This is a genomic window from Methylorubrum populi, from assembly GCF_002355515.1.
Lineage (GTDB): Bacteria > Pseudomonadota > Alphaproteobacteria > Rhizobiales > Beijerinckiaceae > Methylobacterium > Methylobacterium populi_A.
In genome coordinates this window covers 1,363,105-1,384,692 of the sequence record NZ_AP014809.1, presented here as the reverse complement: position 1 = coordinate 1,384,692, position 21,588 = coordinate 1,363,105, and the positions used below count along the sequence as shown (strand labels likewise).

The 21,588-nt window shown below is 66.6% G+C and carries 23 protein-coding genes and 1 pseudogene; 19 read left to right on the top strand and 5 right to left on the bottom strand.

The window, feature by feature from the left end; all coding sequences use genetic code 11:
• Positions 1 to 491: 491 nt before the first annotated feature.
• On the top strand, positions 492 to 854 hold the full coding sequence (locus MPPM_RS06405; protein ID WP_244573486.1) for a hypothetical protein: 363 nt from the start codon (positions 492 to 494) through the stop codon (positions 852 to 854).
• A 134-nt stretch (positions 855 to 988) separates the two neighbouring features.
• Here MPPM_RS06405 and MPPM_RS06400 read toward each other — a convergent pair.
• Positions 989 to 1,720, bottom strand: a pseudogene (locus tag MPPM_RS06400) (transposase family protein); the annotation flags it as partial.
• Between the two features lie 94 nt (positions 1,721 to 1,814).
• On the opposite strand from MPPM_RS06400, the gene MPPM_RS06395 reads away from it, so the two are divergent.
• From MPPM_RS06395 to MPPM_RS06340, 12 genes are all read left to right on the top strand, one after another.
• Positions 1,815 to 2,186 carry a gamma-butyrobetaine hydroxylase-like domain-containing protein gene (locus tag MPPM_RS06395; protein ID WP_096484331.1) on the top strand — a complete coding sequence of 124 codons (372 nt, stop codon included), beginning with the start codon at positions 1,815 to 1,817 and terminating at the stop codon, positions 2,184 to 2,186.
• Between the two features lie 66 nt (positions 2,187 to 2,252).
• On the top strand, positions 2,253 to 3,995 hold the full coding sequence (locus MPPM_RS06390) for a fumarate reductase/succinate dehydrogenase flavoprotein subunit (protein WP_096487754.1): 1,743 nt from the start codon (positions 2,253 to 2,255) through the stop codon (positions 3,993 to 3,995).
• 43 nt (positions 3,996 to 4,038) lie between these two features.
• A complete protein-coding gene (locus MPPM_RS06385; protein WP_015952121.1) occupies positions 4,039 to 4,272 on the top strand; it encodes a 4Fe-4S dicluster domain-containing protein in 234 nt (77 codons plus the stop codon).
• Positions 4,273 to 4,280: 8 nt separating this feature from the next.
• Entirely contained in the window at positions 4,281 to 5,246 is a 966-nt protein-coding gene (locus MPPM_RS06380; RefSeq protein ID WP_096484330.1) for a HEAT repeat domain-containing protein, read from the top strand.
• Between the two features lie 265 nt (positions 5,247 to 5,511).
• A complete protein-coding gene (locus tag MPPM_RS06375) occupies positions 5,512 to 6,210 on the top strand; it encodes a Crp/Fnr family transcriptional regulator (RefSeq protein ID WP_244573485.1) in 699 nt (232 codons plus the stop codon).
• Positions 6,211 to 6,373: 163 nt separating this feature from the next.
• A complete protein-coding gene (locus MPPM_RS06370) occupies positions 6,374 to 7,801 on the top strand; it encodes an ABC transporter substrate-binding protein (protein WP_096484328.1) in 1,428 nt (475 codons plus the stop codon).
• Between the two features lie 4 nt (positions 7,802 to 7,805).
• Positions 7,806 to 8,714 carry an ABC transporter permease gene (locus tag MPPM_RS06365; RefSeq protein WP_096484327.1) on the top strand — a complete coding sequence of 303 codons (909 nt, stop codon included), beginning with the start codon at positions 7,806 to 7,808 and terminating at the stop codon, positions 8,712 to 8,714.
• Between the two features lie 49 nt (positions 8,715 to 8,763).
• Positions 8,764 to 9,624, top strand: a complete 861-nt coding sequence (locus MPPM_RS06360) for an ABC transporter ATP-binding protein (protein WP_096484326.1) — start codon at positions 8,764 to 8,766, stop codon at positions 9,622 to 9,624.
• A gap of 203 nt (positions 9,625 to 9,827) precedes the next feature.
• Positions 9,828 to 10,166 (top strand): ferredoxin FdxA, encoded by a 339-nt coding sequence (gene fdxA, locus MPPM_RS06355; RefSeq protein WP_096487753.1) that lies wholly within the window; start codon positions 9,828 to 9,830, stop codon positions 10,164 to 10,166.
• A 27-nt stretch (positions 10,167 to 10,193) separates the two neighbouring features.
• Positions 10,194 to 10,967 carry a ferredoxin--NADP reductase gene (locus MPPM_RS06350; RefSeq protein WP_096484325.1) on the top strand — a complete coding sequence of 258 codons (774 nt, stop codon included), beginning with the start codon at positions 10,194 to 10,196 and terminating at the stop codon, positions 10,965 to 10,967.
• A 286-nt stretch (positions 10,968 to 11,253) separates the two neighbouring features.
• Positions 11,254 to 12,303, top strand: a complete 1,050-nt coding sequence (locus tag MPPM_RS06345) for a ketopantoate reductase family protein (RefSeq protein ID WP_096484324.1) — start codon at positions 11,254 to 11,256, stop codon at positions 12,301 to 12,303.
• A 182-nt stretch (positions 12,304 to 12,485) separates the two neighbouring features.
• A complete protein-coding gene (locus MPPM_RS06340; RefSeq protein ID WP_096484323.1) occupies positions 12,486 to 13,016 on the top strand; it encodes a phosphate-starvation-inducible PsiE family protein in 531 nt (176 codons plus the stop codon).
• Positions 13,017 to 13,057: 41 nt separating this feature from the next.
• Here MPPM_RS06340 and MPPM_RS27855 read toward each other — a convergent pair whose 3' ends face one another.
• On the bottom strand, positions 13,058 to 13,267 hold the full coding sequence (locus tag MPPM_RS27855) for a hypothetical protein (protein ID WP_157914125.1): 210 nt from the start codon (positions 13,265 to 13,267) through the stop codon (positions 13,058 to 13,060).
• Between the two features lie 93 nt (positions 13,268 to 13,360).
• Between MPPM_RS27855 and MPPM_RS06335 the strand changes: the two genes are divergently transcribed.
• Positions 13,361 to 13,561 (top strand): hypothetical protein, encoded by a 201-nt coding sequence (locus MPPM_RS06335; RefSeq protein WP_096484322.1) that lies wholly within the window; start codon positions 13,361 to 13,363, stop codon positions 13,559 to 13,561.
• Between the two features lie 146 nt (positions 13,562 to 13,707).
• On the opposite strand, the gene MPPM_RS06330 is transcribed toward MPPM_RS06335, so the two are convergent.
• Positions 13,708 to 14,607 (bottom strand): alpha/beta hydrolase, encoded by a 900-nt coding sequence (locus tag MPPM_RS06330; protein WP_096484321.1) that lies wholly within the window; start codon positions 14,605 to 14,607, stop codon positions 13,708 to 13,710.
• 373 nt (positions 14,608 to 14,980) lie between these two features.
• Between MPPM_RS06330 and MPPM_RS06325 the strand changes: the two genes are divergently transcribed.
• Entirely contained in the window at positions 14,981 to 15,982 is a 1,002-nt protein-coding gene (locus MPPM_RS06325; RefSeq protein ID WP_096484320.1) for a phosphoribosylaminoimidazolesuccinocarboxamide synthase, read from the top strand.
• A gap of 94 nt (positions 15,983 to 16,076) precedes the next feature.
• Here MPPM_RS06325 and MPPM_RS06320 read toward each other — a convergent pair whose 3' ends face one another.
• Entirely contained in the window at positions 16,077 to 16,721 is a 645-nt protein-coding gene (locus MPPM_RS06320) for a 2,3-bisphosphoglycerate-dependent phosphoglycerate mutase (RefSeq protein ID WP_096487752.1), read from the bottom strand.
• 254 nt (positions 16,722 to 16,975) lie between these two features.
• Between MPPM_RS06320 and MPPM_RS06315 the strand changes: the two genes are divergently transcribed.
• Positions 16,976 to 17,443: a 5' nucleotidase, NT5C type gene (locus tag MPPM_RS06315; RefSeq protein ID WP_096484319.1), complete on the top strand. Its 468-nt coding sequence runs from the start codon at positions 16,976 to 16,978 to the stop codon at positions 17,441 to 17,443.
• A 152-nt stretch (positions 17,444 to 17,595) separates the two neighbouring features.
• Here the strand turns inward: MPPM_RS06315 and MPPM_RS06310 are convergent, their stop codons facing one another.
• On the bottom strand, positions 17,596 to 17,847 hold the full coding sequence (locus tag MPPM_RS06310; RefSeq protein ID WP_096487751.1) for a hypothetical protein: 252 nt from the start codon (positions 17,845 to 17,847) through the stop codon (positions 17,596 to 17,598).
• 398 nt (positions 17,848 to 18,245) lie between these two features.
• Here MPPM_RS06310 and MPPM_RS06305 point away from each other — a divergent pair, with 398 nt between their 5' ends.
• From MPPM_RS06305 to MPPM_RS06295, 3 genes are all read left to right on the top strand, one after another.
• Positions 18,246 to 18,911, top strand: coding sequence for a tripartite tricarboxylate transporter TctB family protein (locus tag MPPM_RS06305; protein WP_096484318.1), 666 nt, complete (start codon positions 18,246 to 18,248; stop codon positions 18,909 to 18,911).
• Between the two features lie 15 nt (positions 18,912 to 18,926).
• A complete protein-coding gene (locus MPPM_RS06300) occupies positions 18,927 to 20,432 on the top strand; it encodes a tripartite tricarboxylate transporter permease (RefSeq protein ID WP_096484317.1) in 1,506 nt (501 codons plus the stop codon).
• Between the two features lie 87 nt (positions 20,433 to 20,519).
• Positions 20,520 to 21,491 (top strand): tripartite tricarboxylate transporter substrate-binding protein, encoded by a 972-nt coding sequence (locus MPPM_RS06295; protein WP_096484316.1) that lies wholly within the window; start codon positions 20,520 to 20,522, stop codon positions 21,489 to 21,491.
• Positions 21,492 to 21,588 lie beyond the last annotated feature (97 nt).

The window sequence follows — 21,588 nt, the reverse complement described above, 5'->3', positions numbered from 1 at the left end:
GCGCGCTCCTGACCGTCGGTATGAGAGCTATCGGCCGGTAAGCCTCTCGAACACCTCTTCGCGCCCTGAGAGGTCCGGCTGACAGCTGCGTCATGCTCCGATTTTGGTGGCGAGAGAAAGGCCTGCATTTTCTAGTGCCTTTCGAATAGCGAAGGTTCAACGCCAAAGGGAAGCTTGAGATCAGACGGAGGACGAATATTTATGTATCCAGCGCGGAAAAGTCTTTTCGCTATGATTAGGGACAATTTTAATAAAAATCTCAGAGTATATTATGGGACGCATTTAGAAACATACGCTACACCGAGTGCGATAGCTTGGTTCAGGCGGATTTGTACGAGCTTGAGGCACGTCGCCAACAGCGAGGCTCACACACTCATCTGCGCTGGAGGTTGTGTGCGCTCTGCATGGCACGCTGCTCCAGAAGGCCAACAAGGTTCAATGCATTCAAAATGCACTGTACGCGCGGGTGCTACGCAGCTTGACCACTCGACATGACCGCGCCGGCGCGCAATGTGCTCCGGCGGATAAAGACTGCGCGCAATTATAAAGCGCGTTCTGTGCATTTTCTACTTTGGTGCGAGACGCTGGTGATCCAGATGTATCTGTCCGGACCTGAACTTCTCTTCGTCGCGGCTGACGCGACGTGGCGATGCGAGGCTGCCAAGGTGCTCAACTGCAAGTCGAACGACCTCGGGCTCATCCTGCTGCCGGAGGCACGCGGCGAGCCGGACACGCTGCTGCGCACCGCCTTCGAGGTGCGCGAACGTGCCTATGCCGTGTGGTGTCAGGCCTCCGAGACCTTGTCGGCGAATGATGCGTGTCCGGTGATCCCTTCTCCGAACGATCGCTCCTGAACACCTGACCGAGTGCGTGGCGGGCATGGTCGAGGGCTGCCGCGACATCGTTCCCGTACTCCACGCAACGCTCGCGCCGCGATCAGATGGTCGGCAGCGATGACAGGGCCTCTTACGACCTGGACACTTTGATGTCAGACGGCAGCCGGAAGCGGCGCCGACAGTGCGGGCCTCGCATGGGCGGAATGAGGCCGACGAACAGCCGGCCGATGATGGCCTGACGCACCGCCGGCAGGCTCGGAGACGGCGGCGGTCCCGGTAGGCCGGCCATCGTTTTTCCCCCGATCCGCTCGTTCGGGCTGAGCGAGGCGCAGGCGATGCACGCCATCAGCGCGTGCCGGTGCAGCCCGGCCCGCGAAGTGGTCGAGGCCAAGCTCCTCCTTGAGCTGCCGGTGGCCCTGCCCGCAGGCCCAGCGCGCCTTGATCGTGCCGGCCAGGACGCTCCGGGTCGTGCGGGGCGGCAGGTTGGACAGGTAGAATTTGCGCCCACCCGAGGCGCGTCACTCGCGCACCAGCCAGACCTCGTCGCCCGGCAGATGGCGGTTGTTGGCCCAGACCGGGCCGTCGCCCACCCGCACGCGGGTCATGGCAAACCGGGCCGAGAGCGCGCCCTTCGTGTCCCACCGCCACGTCACGCACCGCCAGGGCAGCGTAGCCAGAGCCGCCTCGGCCTCCCGCGGCTCCTGATCCGGCGCGGGTTTGCGTGCCCGGCCGGATGGCGGCACGAGCCGCCGGCCGGGATCGTAGACCTTCTGGTACTTCGCGATGCCCACCGCCCGGGTCGGCCCGCGCGCATCGAGGGCCTGACAAAAAACAGCACTGCAGCCATAGCCGGCAAATGTCGATGCGCAGATGCGGCCGAACCTTTCGACTCTCTCCGGCAACTAATTGCTCGCTGGAGCGCCTCCCACTGGCTCTAATCCGCTTGCCTGCGGGCACCACTGGATAACGGAAGCGCCGATGAGCCCGCCCGATCAACCGCCCTTCGATCCCGACGCGGTCCCGACCGATGCCGTCGTCTCTCGCGGTGGCCGCGACCTGCGCCTGACCTGGGCGAACGGCGAGGCGGCCGTCCTGCCGGCCGAGATGCTCAGGCTGCGCTGCCGCTGCGCTTGGTGCACTCGCGACCGGATCGAGGGCCGCTTCCCCGCCACCTTCCAGGCAGTGTCCGTGACCAAGATCGAGCCGCTTGGCGGCTATGCAGTGAATCTCGGCTTCTCCGATGGGCATGCGCGCGGGATCTTCCCGTGGGTCTACCTGCGCGATCTCGCCCGGGAGAACACCGTGCCGCCGATCGGCATCACCTCGGAGCGCACGCCCCAGGCGGCGTGAGCGCCGAGCTTTTCTTCCCTTTCGCGTGCGCGGCAGACGCCAGCGTCCGACCAGCGAGTGTGCATGATGAGCGACACCAGCCCCAAGGTCGACATCGTCGAGACCGACCTTCTCGTGATCGGCGGCGGCACCGGCGGTCCGATGGCCGCCATCAAGGCCAAGGAGGCCGACCCTCAGCTGCGGGTGCTGCTGATGGAGAAGGCCAACGTGAAGCGCTCCGGCGCGATCAGCATGGGCATGGACGGGCTGAACAACGCCGTCGTGCCGGGCTACGCGACGCCCGAGCAGTACGTGAAAGAGATCACGGTCGCCAACGACGGCATCGTCAACCAGAGGGCGGTGATGGCCTACGCCCAGGGCTCGTTCCCGATGATCCAGTACCTCGATAAGCTCGGGGTGAAGTTCGAGAAGGACGGCTCGGGCGAGTACAACATGCGCAAGGTCCACCATATGGGGACCTACGTGCTGCCGATGCCCGAGGGGCACAACGTCAAGAAGGTACTCTACCGACAGCTTCGCCGGCTCCAGGTCGCGGTCACCAACCGCTACATGGCGACCCGCCTCCTCAAGGACGCGGACGGGCGCATCGCCGGCGCGATCAGCGTCAACACCCGCACCTCCGAATTTCTCATTGTGAAGGCCAAGGCCGTGGTGCTGGCCTGCGGCGCGGCCGGGCGGCTCGGCCTGCCGGCCTCCGGCTACCTGTTCGGCACCTACGAGAACGCGGCCAATTGCGGCGACGGCTACGCGATGGCCTACCATGCGGGCGCGCAGCTCGCGAACCTCGAATGCTACCAGATCAACCCGCTGATCAAGGACTATAACGGCCCTTCCTGCGCCTACGTCACCGGCCCGTTCGGCGGTTTTACGGCCAACAACAAGGGCGAGCGCTTCATCGAGTGCGATTACTGGTCGGGCCAGATGATGCTGGAGTTCTGGCGTGAATTGCAGGGGGGCAACGGCCCGGTCTTCCTCAAGATGGACCACCTGCGCGAGGAAACGATCTCTGAGATCGAGACGATCCTGCACTCGAACGAGCGACCCTCCCGCGGGCGCTTCCATGAGCGGCGCGGCACCGATTACCGCAGGCGGCCGGTCGAGATGCACATCTCGGAGATCGGCTTCTGCTCAGGCCACTCGGCTTCGGGTGTCTTCGTGGACGAGAACGCCCGGACCACCGTGCCCGGCCTCTACGCCGTCGGCGACATGGCGAGCGTGCCGCACAACTACATGCTCGGCGCCTTCGTGAACGGCGGCATCGCCGGGGCGGACGCGGCCGCTTACTGCGCCGCGACGAGCCTCTCCGCCTACGACGAGGGCGACGTTCTGGCCGAGCAGGCGCGCGTCCTCGCCCCGACGCGCCGCGATGACGGCCTGACCCCGCACGAGATGGAGTTCAAGACCCGCCGCCTGGTGAACGACTATCTCGAGCCCCCCAAGGTCACCGCCAAGATGGAGCTCGGCCAGCGCAGGTTCAGCGAGATCCGCGCCGACCTCGACCTTCTCTGCGCCCGCGATCCGCACGAGCTGCACCGCGCCCTGGAGATGCAGTCGATCCTCGACTGCGCCGACATGGCCGCCCACGCCTCGCTCTACCGCACCGAGAGCCGCTGGGGATTCTACCACCTTCGCGTCGATCATCCCGAGACGCGGCCGGAATGGGCCTGCCACACGGTCCTGTTCAAGGATGAGAAGGGCCGGATGACGAGCGCCAAGCGCGCGGTCGACCCCTTCATCGTGCCCGTCGCCGACGAGGAGATGAGCGCCTATCACCAGCTCCGCATCAAGACGCCGGTCGCCGCCGAATAAGTCTTCGCGAGCATCCTCTCCCGATCAGACACGGAGACGAACCATGCCCATCATCACCCAGGCCAAGAGCGCCGCGGTCGTCATCGACGACGACAAGTGCATCGCCGAGAAGGGTTGCCGCGTCTGCGTCGATGTCTGCCCGCTCGACATCCTCGCGATCGATGAGACCCGGCAGAAGGCCTACATGAAGTACGACGAGTGCTGGTATTGCATGCCCTGTGAGGTCGATTGCCCGACGAACGCGGTCAAGGTCAACATTCCCTACCTGCTGCGCTGAGGTCGACCATGGCACCGGTCTTTGAAACCTTCGACGACGACATCGAGGATCTGGCCGAGCGCGCCGCCGATCCCGATCCCGGCATCCGCCGCGTGGCGATGATGGAGCTGGCCGAAGCGGTGGGCGCCGAGGCCAAGGTCCTGCTGCTCAAGGGGCTCGCCGACGACGATGCCACCGTGCGCGCCGCCGCCGCCAAGGCCCTCGACGAGCATGACGGCCCCGACGTGGTCGAGGGGCTCGTCCGCTCCCTGGAGGATGCGGACGAGGACGTGCGCCGGGTTGCCGCCGAGACACTCTCCGAGAAGAAGGAGCCGACCTGCGGCCCGCTGCTCATCGAGAGGGCGGAGCATGCCGATCCGTTCGTCCAGGCGGCGGCGCTCCGGGCCTTGCGCGAACTTGTCATTCCCGATGCGCTCTCGGCGGCCCTCAAGGCGCTGCAGAGCGCCGCGCCGGAGGTCCGCCGCGAGGGCCTCGGCGTCATCGGATATCTCAAGGCCGAGGAAGCGCTCCCCGCCCTGCTCGCCACGGCGCGGGACGGCGATGCCAGCGTGCGGCGCGCGACGATGTCGGCGCTCGTCTTCCTGCGCTCCGGCGGTCCCGGTGTCTCGACGCTGCTCGCCGGGTTGCAGGACGAGAACTGGCAGGTGCGCGAGGAGGCCGCGGTCTCCATCGCCAAGAGCCGGCTGCCCGAGGCGGTCGAGCCGTTGATCGCGGCGATGGCCGACCCGGTCTGGCAGGTGAGGACCAAGGCTGCCAATGCCCTCGGCCGGATCAAGTCGATCGCCGCCATCGACGTGCTCGGCCGGGCGTTGTCCTCCGATGTCAGCAACCTGCGCAAGGAGGCGGCTGCAGCGCTCGGCGAGATCGCCCATCCGCAGGCGCTGTCCTTCCTTGAGCGCGCTTCCGACGATCCCGATCCGGACGTGCGCAAGCTGATCCGCTGGGCCATCGGCCGGTGTAGTGCGGAAGTCTGAAGCGGAGAGGTCACGGCAAGACGACGCGAAGAGGCGGTGGATCCGGGAGGGTCCACCGCCTCTTCGCGTCGGCAGGCGGCGCGCGTCGGCGGATCCTGCCTCCGACCGGCTCGGGGGACTTGCAGTTTAGAGCTGGTACAGGGATTGCTGCGCTTCGTCGGTCATCGCCGAGGGTCAGCCCATGCAGCCCATCCCAGGTCGGACGGACACGGCCCACCTTTCATCGGGTCTCTCGCTTCCGACATGCTTGCGAGGCACGAGCCAGATGGAATCGTTTCCCCAGCCAGCCGGCCCCCGCCCCTTGCTGGAAGGACTGAGCGAGGCCGAGCGCAAGCAGGTCCTGGAGCGGGGCCACCGCCGCGTCCTCTATCGCGGCGCGACCCTGTTCACGCAGGAGACGCCGAACGACGGCATCTGGCTGATCGAGACCGGCCGCATCCGCGTCTTCTACGCCGCGCCGACCGGCCGCGAGATCACACTCGCCTACTGGTATCCCGGCAACTTCGTCGGCGGCCCCGAGGTGTTCGGGTCGGGCTGCCATAGCTGGTCCGGCATGGCCGCGAGCAACTCCACCGTGCTGCATCTTCCGGGCGCGGCCCTGAAGCAGCTCGTGGGTCGCATCCCGTCTCTGGCCTTCGGCATCATCGACGGGCTGACCTTCAAGGGCCGCTGCTACTCGGCCCTCGCTCAGATGCTGGGCACGCGCTCGATCACCGATCGCCTGGCCTTCCTGTTGATCCACCTCTCAGGACTCTACGGCGTCGAGGAGGAGGGAGGTGTGCTGATCGCGGCCGACTTCACGCATGCGGATCTCGCCCACATGGTCGGTGCCACCCGGCAATGGGTGACGATCAGCCTGAAGCGCCTCTCCGAACAGGGCGTGGTGACGACGCGGCGCTCGCAGATCCTGATTCAACGCCCCGACCTCCTCGCTCGGATGCCCGGTGGAGAGGAGGCCGCCTAATTCGAATGCTTCTCGCTCAAAGTTGCGCCATCGATGCGGGCCGCCAGACGATTTTCGCAACTAATCGACTCGACTTCCGCGTCTCCGTTTGATCAGCGCCGATCCAACACCTGATCATGACTGCGATGTCGAGCCGGCATCTCAAGACGAGACGGAGCGCGCGATGACGTCGATGGTGTTGAGACGAGGCACGGTGTCCGCTCTCGCGCTTCTGGCGGCAGCGGGGATCGCTTGGCGCTCACCCGCGCAGGCCCAGACCGTGCTGAATGTCGGGATCGGGACGCAGGATACGACGACGAACACCGCCACCGTCGGCGTCGTGGTCCGTCAGTTGAAGCTCATCGAGAAGCACCTGCCGAAGTCCGGCAAGTATGCCGACATCAAGATTCAGCTCGATTGGCAGAATTTCACCTCGGGGCCGCCAGTCACCAACGGGATGATGGCCGGAAAGCTGCAATTCGGTGCCATGGGTGATTATCCGCTCGTCGTGAACGGCTATACGTTCAAGAACAACCCCGAAAGCCGGTCCGAACTCATCGCCGTCGCGGCCTACAACCTTCACGGCTCCGGCAACGGCATCGTGGTCAACAAAGAGACCGATGCCTACTCGTTCGAAGATCTCAAGGGCAAAATCGTCAGTGTGCCGTTCGGCTCGGCGGCCCACGGCATGGTGCTCAAGGCGCTGCAGGACAAGAATTATCCGCAGACCTACTTCCGGCTGGTCAACCAGAGTCCGGAGGTCGGTTCGACCAACCTGCAGGAGAAGAAGATCGATGCGCACGCCGATTTCGTGCCCTTCGCCGAGTTGCTGCCGTTCCGGGGTTTCGCTCGCAAGGTCTTCGACGGCGTCGAGACCAATCTGCCGACCTGGCACGGTGTCGTCGTGCGTTCCGACTTCGCCCAGCAATATCCTGAGATCGTCGATGCCTATCTTCAGGCCATTCTCGATGCGCAGGCTTGGGTGAAGGCCGATCCGAAGCGCGCTGCCGAGCAGATCGCGGCCTGGACCGGCACCGACAAGGAGGTCGTCTACATCTTCCTCGGCCCGGGCGGCATCATGACGATCGATCCGACCATCAAGCCGCAACTCGTCGATGCTGCGAAGGAGGACGTGAAGGTCCTGCAGAAGCTTGACCGCGTGAAGGAATTCGACGTCGATGCCTGGGTCAACGACAAGCCCGTGCGCAAGGCCTTCGCCGAACGCGGCCTCGACTACGACACGCAGCGCGCCAGCACCGCCAACTACGAGGTCTCGGGTGAGGACGCGTTCTGCAAGAAGCCGATCTCCGATCCTCGCAAGGCCGGCGAGATCTGGGTGAAGGACGGCGACATCCTGCCCTATTCGAGTGCGGCCTGTACCCTCGGCGCGGTCAACGATCTCAAGGCCAAGGGCAAGGAGATCAACGTCGCCTACGTCTTCGATAGCTCGCGCGGCATCAAGCTGTTTGCGAGGGAAGCCTTCTACGTCGTCGGCTCGGACGGGATCGCTCCGTACCTGCTGAAGCGCGATGCGGAAGCTGCGGCGGCACGATCCGGTGCGAAGGTTCTGCCCTACGACGAGGCGATCAAGGCCGCGGTGACGGGGGGCTGATACGATGGAAGCAGCACTTCGAAACGCGCCGGAAACGGTCGCCCCTGTCGCGCCGAGGGCCCGGGCGCAGGCCCCGACCGAAGCCCGCGTAGCGCCCCCGGCGGCGGTCCGGACGAATCGTCTCGCCCGCTGGTTCCGCCTCCATCGCGGGCAGTTGCGCGGCGCCGCGCTCGGCCTCGTTGCGCTCGCGCTCTTCGTCGCGATCTGGCAGGTGCTGACGGAGAATCGCGCGACCTTCTACGTGCGCTTCACCAATGTCCCGAGCCCGGCCGACGTGCTCGCCCGGGCGACGCTCGCCTTCCACAATCCGGTCTTCGGCGACCACATCTGGATGAGCTGTCGGCGCATCCTCTACGGCTTCACCCTCGCGAGCGCGATCGCGATCCCGCTCGGCCTGCTGATGGGCCGCTTCCGGGTCCTGCGCGAGATCGTGTTCCCGATCTGCGAAGTCACGCGGCCGATCCCGGCCATCGCTTGGGTGCCGATGGCGATCATGCTCTGGCCGACGAACGAGGAATCGATCGTCTTCATCACCTTCCTCGGCTCGTTCTTCCCGATCCTGATCAACACGCTCCAGGGCATGGCGACCGTCGATCCGGTGCTGGTGCGGGCCGGGCGTTGCCTCGGCGCCGGCGAAGCTGCGCTCTTCCGTGAGGTCTACCTGCCGGCCTCCCTGCCGCAGATCTTCACGGGGCTGACCGTCGGCATGGGCGTCGCCTGGGTCTCGCTCATCGCCGCCGAGATGATCTCCGGCCAGTTCGGCATCGGCTACTTCACCTGGGAAGCTTACTCCCTGGTCCAGTACTCCGACATCGCGCTCGGCATGATCACGATCGGCGTGCTCGGCCTCGCGTCGAGCCTTGCCATCCGCCTGCTCGGCCGCATCGCCATGCCGTGGGGGACGGCCCGCTGAGGTCCCCGAGGACGAGACATCGCCGATCCATCGGAGAGAGGGACAAGTCATGGCCGGGACGGCTCGGGGCCTGATCGAGGTCCAGGATTTCTGCCTGCGTTACGAGACCATGGAGGGCACCGTCGAGGCCGTCTCGAACGCTTCGCTCAACGTCCAACCCGGCGAATTCGTCTCCATCGTCGGCCCGTCGGGCTGCGGGAAGTCGACGCTGCTGAACGCGCTCGCCGGCTTTCTCACGCCATCGGGCGGAGCCGTGACGGTCGACGGTGAGGGGATCTCGGGCCCCAGCGCCGATCGAGGCATGATCTTCCAACAATACTCGCTGTTTCCCTGGAAGACCGTGCGCCAGAACGTCGAATTCGGGCTCAAGATGAGCGGCGTTCCGCGAAGCGAGCGTGAGCGGCGGGCTCGTACCCTGCTCGGCCTCGCCGGCCTCACGCCCTTCGAGGATCACTATCCGGACCGCCTCTCGGGCGGCATGAAGCAGCGCGTCGGCATCGTGCGCGCTTTGGCGACCGGCCCGCGCATCCTGCTCCTCGACGAGCCGTTCGGGGCGCTCGACGCTCAGACGCGGCTGATCATGCAACAGATCCTCACCAACATGTGGCAGCGGCTGAAGATCTCGGTCCTGTTCGTGACTCACGACATCGACGAGGCGATCTTCCTGTCCGACCGCATCTACGTGATGACGGCCCGTCCCGGCAGCATCAAGGCCGAGATCGTCGTCCCTTTGCCGCGGCCGCGCGAGCCCTCTATGACCCTCTCCTCCGAGTTCCTGGGCCTGCGCCGCGGGTTGATGTCACTCATCCGCGAGGAGAGCATCCGCGCCATGGGCGGCGAGGTCAGCCTCGATGCCCTCAAGGGCCTCGCGGTCAATCTCGAAGGACAGGATCTCGCGACGGTCCTCTGAAGACGCGACCGCGCTGTCTCGCAGGAAAGCGGCCGAGACGCCTCCGTCTGCCTGTCTGGCTCCCGGCGCCTCCCGGCGGCGGGGACTTCCGGCTGCCGATGAAGGCGCATCGACGCGAAGATCCGAGAGAGGCCGGGCCGATGTGATCGGGCCGAGGAGCACTCTCGCCACGCCGCTTCCCACCGAGCCAATGGATGGCTGCCATGACCTATGTCGTCACCGACAACTGTATCCGCTGCAAGTACACGGACTGCGTCGAGGTCTGTCCGGTTGACTGCTTCTACGTCGGCGAGACCATGCTCGTGATCAATCCGGACGAATGCATCGATTGCGGCGTGTGCGAGCCGGAATGCCCGGCCGACGCGATCAAGGCCGACACCGAGCCGGGCCTCGATGGCTGGCGCGCACTGAATGCCAAGTATTCCGCCATCTGGCCGAACATCAGCGAGAAGCGAGAGCCGCCGACGGATGCGGCCTCGTGGGATGGACGCGGCGGCAAGCTCGAATCCGTGTTCGGCGTGTCGGATCCGGCCGCCGCCTGATCTCCCTCGAAGGCAGCAGGTGATAGCATGAGCAAGTACAACGAGGAGCGCGTCCTCTCCGTCCATCACTGGACCGACACGCTCTTCTCCTTCCGCACGACGCGCGATCCCTCGTTCCGCTTCCGCAACGGCGAGTTCACGATGATCGGCATCGAGGTCGAGGGTCGGCCGCTGCTGCGCGCCTACTCGGTCGTCTCGGCCAATTACGAGGAGGAGCTGGAGTTCTTCTCGATCAAGGTGCCGAACGGCCCGCTCACCTCGAAGCTGCAGCACCTCAAGGTCGGCGACCCGATCATGGTCGGCAAGAAGCCGACCGGTACGCTGGTGCTCGACAACCTGCTGCCCGGCCGTCACCTCTACCTGCTCGGCACCGGCACCGGGCTCGCGCCCTTCCTGTCGATCATCAAGGATCCGGAGACCTACGACCGCTTCGAGAAGGTCGTGCTGGTCCATGGCTGCCGCCAGGTGCAGGAACTGGCCTACGGCGAGACCATCACTGAGACGCTGCCCAAGCACGAGTTCCTCGGCGAGATGATCGCCAGCCAGCTGATCTACTACCCGACCGTCACCCGCGAGCCGTTCCGCAACCGCGGTCGGATCACCGACCTGATGACCTCGGGCAAGCTGTTTGCGGATATCGGCCTGCCGCCGATGTCGATCGAGAACGATCGCTTCATGCTGTGCGGCTCGCCGGAGATGATCAAGGACACCCGCGAGATGCTCACCGGCCTCGGCTACGAGGAGGGCAACCACGGCGAGGCCGCCCACTACGTGATCGAGAAGGCCTTCGTCGAGAAGTGAGACGAGGGGCGGCGTCTCGAGAACATGGCTTTGACGCGCCTTCTTCGACGGACCGGCATCCGCATCGTCGGAAAGCGCTCTGGCGTTCTCTGATCCCTGGCCTGGCGATCAACGGCCTGAAGATCAACCAACAGCGCCGCGTAGCTGTAGAGGATTTCGCCGGACCGGACGAGGCGTAGCTTCAGGGTACGCTCAAGAGACTGGTGGGCCTGGAGCGCGAGGCGTGCGATATCTGGCTTCAGGACGTGAGATTTCGAGCTTCCAACAAGACGGCTGGGGGGACGGCATGCCTCGCAACATCCTGATTCTGGGAGCCTCATACGGCTCGTTACTCGCCACGAAGTTGCTGATGGCTGGTCACAACGTGACTCTCGTCTGCCGCCGTAAGACCGCGGACTTGATCAACCGGGAGGGGACAGAAGTTCGCATCAAGTTGCGTGATGAGGCCGACTATCGGGCGATACGATCGCGCGAGCTTCCGGGGACCGTGGACGCGACTGCGCCGGAGCAGGTCGACGTTTCCCGATACAACCTGGCTGTCCTCGCCATGCAGGAGCCACAATACACCAACCACACGATCCGCGTGCTGATGATCAAGATCGCTGCGGCAAAGCTCCCCTGTCTCTCCCTGATGAACATGCCTCCTCTGCCTTATCTCAAGCGCATCCCCGCGCTCGCGGAGATGGATCTGGAGGCTGCCTACACCAATGCGGGCGTTTGGGACCGGTTCGAGCCAGGATTGGTGTCGCTCTGCTCACCTGATCCGCAGGCTTTTCGCCCACCGGATGAGGGCGCTAACGTGCTCCATGTCGGGCTACCGACGAACTTCAAGGCAGCGCCGTTCGCTGATGAGGCGCATAGCCAGCTTCTCCGAGAGCTGGAAGCCGACATCGATGCCGTCCGGCTCGACGGCCAGGATGTGCCGGTCAAGCTGAAGGTGTTCGACTCGTTGTTTGTCCCGCTCGCAAAATGGTCGATGCTGCTGACTGGAAATTATCGCTGCATCACGCAGGGTGAGATGCAGTCGATCCGTGACGCCGTGCATGGCGATCCGACGCGTTCACGCGCCATCTACGAACACGTCGACTCCATTGCCCGGCACTTGGGGGCTGATCCGAGAGACCAAGTGCCGTTCGAGAAGTATGCCAAGGCCGCCGAGAGCCTCCTCAAGCCCTCGTCAGCTGCGCGCGCAGTCGCGAACGGCGCTCCCTTCATCGAGCGGGTCGACCTGTTGGTGAAGCTGATCGCGCAAAAGCTTGGCACGCCTCACGCAGGGATCGACGAAATAGTTCAAACTGTTGATCGTAAACTCGATGAGCGCATCGTCGTGAGCTAATCACACGCATTCGCATGATGCAGTCCCGGTAACCCAGCCACCGTCCCACAGGCCGAGCTGGTTTCGCATATCCAGGCCCTTCGGCTGCGTTCAGCGATTGCGTCCGCGCTGGACGCTCGGTCGCCGATCGTGTCTGTTCTCCAGAACACGTAGAGGTTGGAAACTCTGGAGGAGCGTGAGCCATGTCCAGCGACACGGAGGGTCAGGGCCGGCTCACGCGCGCAGCGAGCTTCATCTTCCTTCATACCGAGCACGCCATCTACGCCGCTCTCGGCGCCCTGCTCGCTCTGACGGCCCTCGTCGCGCTGATCGATGCCGCCGGGCTGACATGGGAAGCCTTCCGCACCCTTGGGGGCGCCGATCAGATCCTCGAGGTGGTGGACCGGCTGCTGTTCCTGCTGATGTTGATCGAGATCCTGCACACGGTGCGGGTATCGATGCGCTCGGGCAGGCTGACCTGCGAGCCGTTCCTGATCGTCGGCCTCATCGCCTCGATCCGGCGGGTCCTCGTGATTACCCTGCAATCCTCGGAGATCACCCACGCCAAGGACTGGTCCCCGGAAAAACAAGCCTTGTTTCAGGCCTCGATGATCGAGCTTGCGGTTCTGGCAGGCCTGATCCTGACCATGGTGATCGCGATTTTCGTGCTCCACCGCGCTCGGGAGGACGGCAAGCCGGCGGGTGAGGAGGCGCAGGAACAGGCCGGCCCCTAGAGCCGTATCGGACCTGATTGCATCAGGCCCGCGTCTCTCGCTCATTGTTTTGGCGCGCCTTCTTTCGACGAACCGGTGACCACTTCATCGGAATGCGCTCTAAGCGGCACGGCGTGCCGGGCGTGCTGAGCACCGCCGCCGATCGGCTTCGCGGCGTTCGCGCCGGCCCTGAAGGAGGTCGTCCGGCGGGCGATGGTGTCCGCAACCGATCGATCGCATGTCCGCTCGATTCCCGGATCGAAGGCCTGCATGAGCCGTTATTGGGCCAAACCGCGGATCAGGCGTTTGGTTGATCAGAAGGCTTCCTGCGGCCGTCCCTTGTGAACATCGAGCGCCCGTCTCCCATGAACGCCACCCCCGATGCGCCCCCGTCGCCGGCTCCCGCGGTCGAACACAGCCCGATCCTCGACGCCCGCACGCGGCTGCGGCTCGGGCGGCAGTTGGAGGCGTTGTATGAGCCGGTGCTCGACGAGGTGCTCGATCCGCGCTTGGCGGAGTTGCTGCAGCAGTTGGAACGCGATCAGCGACAGGTGCAGGGCGAATAGCTGTTCTGCCGATGTCCGAAGCGGGCGCGCTCCGATGCAGGGGGTGGTCCGGCCAGAGAATGCGCGTCGGAGCGGAGGCTTGGAGACGCCGGCGTGAAGCGATCCGGCCGGATCCGGCTCTCGCATCGAGCGCGACCCGGCACCGTTCACGCTCGATCGCGATCGAGATGGGCTCTGATGAAGGCACCGGCCGCCGCCAGCGAGCGCCGTCCCTCCGCGACCTCCTGATAGAAGAGATGCCAAGCATGGATCATGTGCGGCCAGATCTCGAGCTGCACGCAGACGTCCGCAGCCCCCGCGCCGGCGGCCAGCCGAACCGAGTCGTCGAGAAGGGTTTCGGCCGAGCCGACTTGGATCAGCATCGGCGGCAATCCGGCCAAGTCGGCGTAGATCGGTGAGACGAGCACCCCTCGCGCATCGGCGCCGTTCAGGTAGAGGCTCGCCAGTTCTGACAGGTAGCCGCGGCTGAGCAGCGGATCGACGGCGGCCTTGGCCTCCAGACTGGCGCCGGTCAGGGCGAGATCGGTCCAGGGCGAACTGAGCCACAGGCAGCCCGGCAGCGGCAGTCCCGCCTCTCGCAGCGACAGGACCGCTGCGAGCGCGAGACCGCCTCCCGCGCTCTCTCCCGCAAGCGCAATCCGCGCCGGTGCGATGCCCGCATCGAGCAGAAAGCGATATCCGGCGAGGGCATCCTCGAGAGCGGACGGGAACGGGTGCTCGGGTGCGAGCCGGTAGTCGAGCGCCAGGGTGCGCGCCCCCGCTTCGCGCCCGGCCTGCGCGACCATGTGGCGATGGCTTGTCAGCGAGCCGGAGACGTAGCCGCCCCCGTGCAGGAACAGCACGACACGCCCGTCTTCTCCGGCGGCGGGCGTGCTCGTCCACTCCGCGCGCACGCCGTGGGCATCGACGGCTTCGACGGCGACGTCCGGCGGCAGCACGTAGCCGGCTCCGAGACCATCGATCCGCGCCCGCCGTGCGGCGAGATCGGCGGGCCGCGGATGTGCGGCAAGGCGGGCCCGGATCACATCGATTTCAGACGACGGCATCTCGCTGCGACCCGGTTGACCGGAAGACTTGTCCTGCCGAGGCGGGACAAGCCTTCTGTTTGTTCGACGGAAGAGTTTTGCACGCCGATGCAGCTTTGGAAACGCTGCCATCAAATCCTTTCGGGTCAAGAAGGAGCCATCGATCGGGCCGGTCCCGCCTCGGGTGAAAAAGAACTTGCGGGTACAGAGATGAGGCACCAGCCGAGGGGCCGCGGTGCCGGCAAGCGAGCCTCGATCGTCATCGGCGTGGACGACACCGCTCTGGGAGTGTGCCGAAGATCGGCCGCGACGCCGCGTTCCGCGGCGACGATGGGAGCCTTCCCTGCTACGAGGCTTGCTCGACCTCCCTTCCTGAAACGAGCGGGTGAGACGAATGAAGGATGCAAGCGCCCTCGCACCGTACGCGCACCACGTGCTGGACGAGGCGGAGATCGCCGGGCTGCCCAACCGCTACCGGGGCAAGGTGCGCGACAATTACGATCTGGCCGACGGCCGCCGGATCCTCATCACCACCGACCGGATCAGCGCCTTCGATCGCCCGCTCGCCGCCATTCCCTTCAAGGGGCAGGTTCTGACGCAGACCGCGCGCTACTGGTTCGAGCGGACCGCCGACATCTGTCCGAACCACGTCCTGGCCTATCCGGACCCGAACGTCGTCGTCGGGCGCCGTCTCGATATCCTCCCGGTCGAGATCGTGGTGCGGGGCTACCTGGCGGGGACGACCTCCACCTCGATCCTGACCCGCTATCAGCGCGGCGAGCGCGAGATGTACGGCCATCGCTTTCCCGATGGGATGCGCGCGAACGAGCGTCTGGCGGAGGCCGTCATCACGCCGACCACGAAGGCGGCCGATGGCGGCCACGATGAGCCGCTCAGCGAGGCGGCGATCCTGGAGCAGGGATTGCTCACGGCCGAGCAATGGCGGACCGTCTCCCAGGCGGCGCTGGCGCTGTTCGCCCGCGGACAGGCGCTCGCTGCCGAACGCGGCCTCATCCTCGCCGACACGAAGTACGAGTTCGGGACCGATGCGGAGGGACGGATCGTGCTCGCCGACGAGATCCATACCCCGGACAGCAGCCGCTACTGGTTCGCGGAAAGCTACCCCGAACGGCTCGCGGCCGGGACGGCGCCCGAGAGCTTCGACAAGGACTACGTCCGCAACTGGGTCGTGGCGCGCTGCGACCCCTATAGCGATCCGATCCCGGACATCCCGCCGGAGGTCGTGCTCGGGGCTGCGGCCGTCTACATCCGCGCCTACGAGACCATCACGCAGGACACCTTCGTCCTGCCCGATCCGGCCGAAGTGCCGCTCGAGCGCATCCGACGCAATCTCACGCGCTACCTGCAGGGCGATGCTGCGCGCGGGGCGGTCTGAGGCTTGAGGCCCTCGTGCGACCGCGTGCGAGGGCGGTGACGCGGCGCCGGATCGCGGCGCTGTGTCGGGATCCGATCCGGGGCTCGACGGCCGATCAATCCTGCGTCTTCGGTGCGATCGCCGCCGCCCGGGTGAGCGTCCGAGAGACCGCGTCGCTCCGGTAGACGAGGATCTCGGCCGTACCGATGTTTACGTCCTCGATGTGCCTGGGGTCGATGCGGTCGAGGCGCATGAGCAGCGATCGCAGCGAATTTCCGTGAGCGACGACGAGCACGCACCCGCCGTCGTGAACACGAGGGGCGACGGTGCGCTCGAAGAACGGCCACAGGCGAGCCCCCGTCATCGCCAGGCTCTCACCGCCGGGGGGCACCGCATCGTAGGATTTCCGCCAGGTGCGGACCTGCTCGACCCCGAACCGGGCGCGCGCTTCCGTCTTGTTGAGACCGGCGAGCGCTCCGTAATCCCGTTCGTTCAGGGCCGCATCCGCCTGTACGGGCAGATCGGACTGGCCCAGCCCTTCGAGGATCAGCGCGAGGGTGTGCTGGGCACGTCCGAGCCGGCTCGTGAACGCCGCGTCGAACCGGTATCCGAGCGTCCTGAGTGCCGTGCCGGCCCTGCTGGCCTCCTCGACGCCGCGGGGCGTCAGGGCTGGATCGCGCAATCCGGAAAAGAGCTCCCGCTCGTTGTCCTCGCTCTGGCCGTGCCGCACGAGCACGAGAGTGTGTTTGTGGTGTTCCATGTCCATCCGCTCGCCGGGGCGAGCTATCGCGTCACGAACGGGCTCGCAACTCGATCCCGGGCACGCGCCGGCCCCCGCTCCCATCGAGGTCGGCGCGTGTGGCGTACGAGCCTCGATCGGGCTGCCGGGACGAGATCTGCGGCCGTTCGTTGCTGCGGCGAGCCGGAGCCATCGATGCGCGTTATCCGTCGGGCCTCGCGCGAGGCCGCGACGTCAGACGACGGACGCAAGATCACGAAGGGGCTGCCGCAGCGATGCCGACGGTGTTTCTCGACTGCGATGGGGTCCTGGCCGACTTCGATCGCGGAGCCACGCGCGTGCTCGGGATGTCACCGGAGGCCTTCCAGCGCCGGTTCGGCCTGAAGCCATTCTGGGACCGGCTGGCGGCGGAACCCGACTTCTTCGCGTCACTCGACCTCTTGCCGGATGCCCGGGACCTCTACGAGGCCGTCAGCGCCTGTCGGCCGGTCATCCTCACCGGCCTGCCGCGGGGGAACTGGGCCGAGCCGCAGAAGCGGCGCTGGGCGGCGCGCCACTTTCCCGACGTTCCGATGATCGCGACGACCGCCGCGCTGAAGCGCGAGCATTGCCGTCCGGGCGATGCGCTGGTCGACGATTGGGATACGCACCGGCATCGCTGGGAGGCGGCCGGCGGCGTCTTCATCCATCATCGGGACGCCGTGTCGTCGATCCGGGCCCTGCGCGAACGAGGGTTCATCTGAGCGCGATCGTCGACCGCGACCGTCCGGGTCTCTCGATCGCGCCCTCTGGGCACGCCGGCCCGTGCCTGCCGGGCCCGCTTGGCCGGAACAGCACCCGCACCGATGTGAGCCGGTCGGATGCAGATCCAAGTCGCCGTCAGGTTTCGTCGCGTTCAGCCGCACATGCGGCGGTAGCGCCGGCAGTTGCCCTGGCCTTCCTCGCCGTAGATGTCCCGGTTCTCGCAGCGGTCGCGAAGCTCTCGGCACATGCGGCGATAGCGGCGTTCTTCCCGTTCCTCGCGATAGCCGCGGCCATCATCGATCTCCACGCCGCCGGGACCAATCCGGAACCCTTGCGCGAGGCTCGGAGCATCGAGGATGATCAATGTGCCGAGGGCGGCCGTCGCAACAAGAATTTTGCGCATGAACATTGTCCTTTCGCCTAAACTGTCAAACCGGATCAACAAACGCGCAATCACAGAAAAGGGTTCAGCTATCGTCGACTTCCGGCCTCTCGGTGCGGTGAGCGGAAGGCCGCGAGCCGCACGGCGGTGGAAGGCGCTGCCCGGTCGCCTTGCGGTCGCGGCGAGCCCGCTCTCAGCCTGACGTAATGCTGCCGACGGGAGCCGGCGTGAAGACCCGCGATTCTGCTGTCGGCAACAGAAGAATGGGAGAGGAAGGGTTTCGCGGGTGCAAGGTCTTGCCGAAGATTGGTTTCACGGCATAGGCTGCGGACAAAGTTCCTCAGGGGAGGATTCGGTCGTTCCCGTTGTGCCGCGCACACCGGAGGCACCGGTGCGGGCATGCCCGTTGAGAGGGGACGATGAGCGACCGGTCGAGTGGCGTTGGGTCGGGTCGTGCGCTCCTACGCCTGTCGCAGAACGTGGCGGCCGGTCTCGGCCTCGTCCTGCTCGGGGTGTTCGGCGTCTGGGCCGCGGGCGATCTGCCGCGCGGGACCCTCGGCGCGATGGGCCCCGGAATGCTGCCGCACTGGGTCGCGATCGGCGTGGCTGCCTGCGGAGTCGCGCTGGCCGCAACGGGCTTCGTGCGCGGCGGAGACGGGCTCCAGGCGGTCGGCCTGCGCGGTCCGGTCGTCGTCGTCCTGGCCATCCTCGCCTTCGCGGCGACGATCCGGCCCACCGACCTCGGCCCCGTCACCACGCCCGGCCTCGGCCTGATCGTCGCCGGTCCCCTCGCGGTCATCCTCGCGGGCTATGCGAGCCCCGAGGCGCGATTCCGTGAGCTTCTGATCCTGGCGCTGCTCCTCACGGCCGGGTGCATGCTTCTGTTCGGCGATCTGCTCAACCTGCCGATCCCGCTCTTTCCCGCCGCCCTCGTCGAGGCGGCGAGCGGGCGGATCCCCTCGCGGCTGCTCCTGCGGCTGATGGCCGGGACGCTCGCCCTGGCCGGTCTGGGGCTGCTCGTCCTGCAGCGCCGGTCCACCCGGCGGGGTGGGACCGATGTCGCCCGGCACTCGATGACCGCCTGATCGGAAGCCCCGCCCGTGCCGGATCTTCTCTCCAATCTCGGCCTCGGTTTCGCCGTCGCGCTGAGCCTGCAGAACCTGCTGCTCTGCTTCCTCGGCTGCCTTGTCGGCACGCTGATCGGCGTGCTGCCCGGCGTTGGGCCGATCGCCACCATCGCCATGCTGCTGCCGATCACCTTCGGCCTCGATCCGGTGGGCGCGCTGATCATGCTCGCCGGCATCTATTACGGGGCGCAGTACGGCGGCTCGACCACCGCGATCCTCGTCAACATCCCCGGCGAGGCGACCTCGGTCGTCACCACGCTGGACGGGCACCAGATGGCGCGGCAGGGCCGGGCCGGCATCGCCCTGGGCACGGCCGCGATCGCCTCGTTCTTCGCCGGCACCGTCGCCACGCTGCTGATCGCGGCGCTCGGCGCGCCGCTCACCCGCCTCGCGCTGATCTTCGGGCCGGCGGAATACTTCGCCCTGATGGTGATGGGACTGGCCTTCGCGGTCGTCCTCGCCCACGGCTCGGTGCTCAAGGCCGTGGCCATGATCCTGGTCGGCATCCTGTTCGCCTGCATCGGCACCGACCTCGAGACCGGCGAGGAGCGGATGACCTTCGGCTTCACCTTCCTGACCGACGGCATCGACTTCTCCGTGCTGGCCATGGGCCTGTTCGGGGTGGCCGAGATCCTGCGCAACCTGGACCAGACCGAGACGCGGGACGTCGCGCGGGCGCGCATCGGCCGCCTGCTGCCGAGTCTGGCCGATCTCCGGCAGGCGATGCCCGCGACCCTGCGCGGCACCGCGATCGGCGCCTCGCTCGGGATCCTGCCGGGCAACGGCGCCGTCCTCGGTCCGTTCGCCGCCTACACCGTCGAGAAGCGCATCGCCCGCGATCCGAGCCGGTTCGGCCGCGGCGCCATCGAGGGGGTCGCCGGCCCGGAGAGCGCCAACAATGCGGGCGCGCAGACGGCCTTCATCCCGCTCCTCACCCTCGGCATCCCGCCCAACGCGGTGATGGCGCTGATGGTCGGTGCGATGACCATCCACGGCATCGTCCCCGGGCCCGGCGTGATGACCAAGAGCCCCAACCTGTTCTGGGGCATGATCGCCTCGATGTGGGTCGGCAACCTGATGTTGCTCGTCATCAACCTGCCGCTGGTCGGCATCTGGGTGCGCCTGCTGAAGGTGCCCTACCGGCTGATGTTCCCCGCGATCCTGATGTTCTGCTCAATCGGCATCTACTCGATCAATTCACTGCCCACCGACGTCATGCTCATCGCGGCGTTCGGGGTGTTCGGTTACGCGCTGATCAAGTTCGGCTTCGAGCCGGCGCCGCTCCTGCTGGGGTTCGTGCTGGGCAAGCTGATGGAGGAATACCTGCGCCGCGCGCTCACCCTCTCCCGCGGCGACGCCATGGTCTTCCTGGAGCGTCCGGTCAGCGCGCTGCTGTTCCTCGTCGCCTTCACCATCCTCGCGCTGGCGCTGCTGCCGTCGCTGCGACGAAGCCGCGACGAGGTCTTCACGGAGGCCTGAGCGGCGGGAAGACAGGCGGAGCTCAGGGAGCTCCGACAGGACGAGGCAAGGCGACACAAGACCAGATCAGGAAGGGATGAGGAAACCATGAGAACGGCTCTCGCGATCAGTCTCCTGTCGGCGCTCGCCGCCTTCGGGGCGGCGGCGGACACCTACCCCCAGCGCCCGATCACCATGGTGGTGCCCTTCGCGGCCGGCGGTCCCACCGACGTCGTCGCGCGCATCGTCGCCGAGCCGATGTCGCGGGCGCTGGGCCAGCAGGTCGTCATCGAGAACGTCACCGGTGCCGGCGGCACGACCGGGATCACCCGCGCCTCGCAGGCGGCGTCCGACGGCTACACCATCATGATGGGGCATATGGGCACGCACGGCGCGGCCCCGGCCCTGTTCAAGGGCCTGAAATACGACCCGGCCAAGAGCTTCGACCCGATCGGGCTCGCCGCCGGCACGCCGATCGTCATCGTCGCCAAGAAGTCCATGCCGGCCGAGAACCTCAAGGGCTTCATCGAGGCGCTCAAATCCGGCGGTGCCTCGATCAACCAGGCGCATGCCGGCGTCGGCTCCGTCTCGCACTCGACGGGCGTGCTGTTCGACTCGCTCGTCGGCGCCAAACCGACCCTCGTCGTCTATCGCGGCACCGGGCCGGCGCTGAACGACCTCGTGGCGGGGCAGGTCGATTTCATGACCGACCAGATCGTCAACGTCGCCCCGCAGATCACCGGCGGCACGATCAAGGCCTACGCCATCGCCACGCCCGAGCGCTCCCCGAGCCTGCCCGACGTGCCGACCACCAAGGAGGCGGGCCTGCCCGAATACGAGGTCAGCGCCTGGAACGCCGTCTTCGCGCCGAAGGGCTTGCCGGCCGATGTCCGGACCAAGCTCGTCGCCGCGCTCGAGACCGCGCTGAAGGATCCGGGCGCGAAGAAGCGTATCCTCGAACTCGGCGGCACGGTGCCGAAGGAGGCCGAGGCCGGACCCGACGCGCTACAGAAGCTCGTCGAGAGCGAGGTCGCCCGCTGGACGCCCGTCCTCCGATCCGCCGTCGAGGCCAATCCCTGACGCGCGTTCGAGGGCGCGTTTCGACGAGAGGGCACCCCGAAACAAGGTCCGGAGCCGAGCCCGGATGGATTGCGATCGGGGCCGGCTCTCCGTTCCC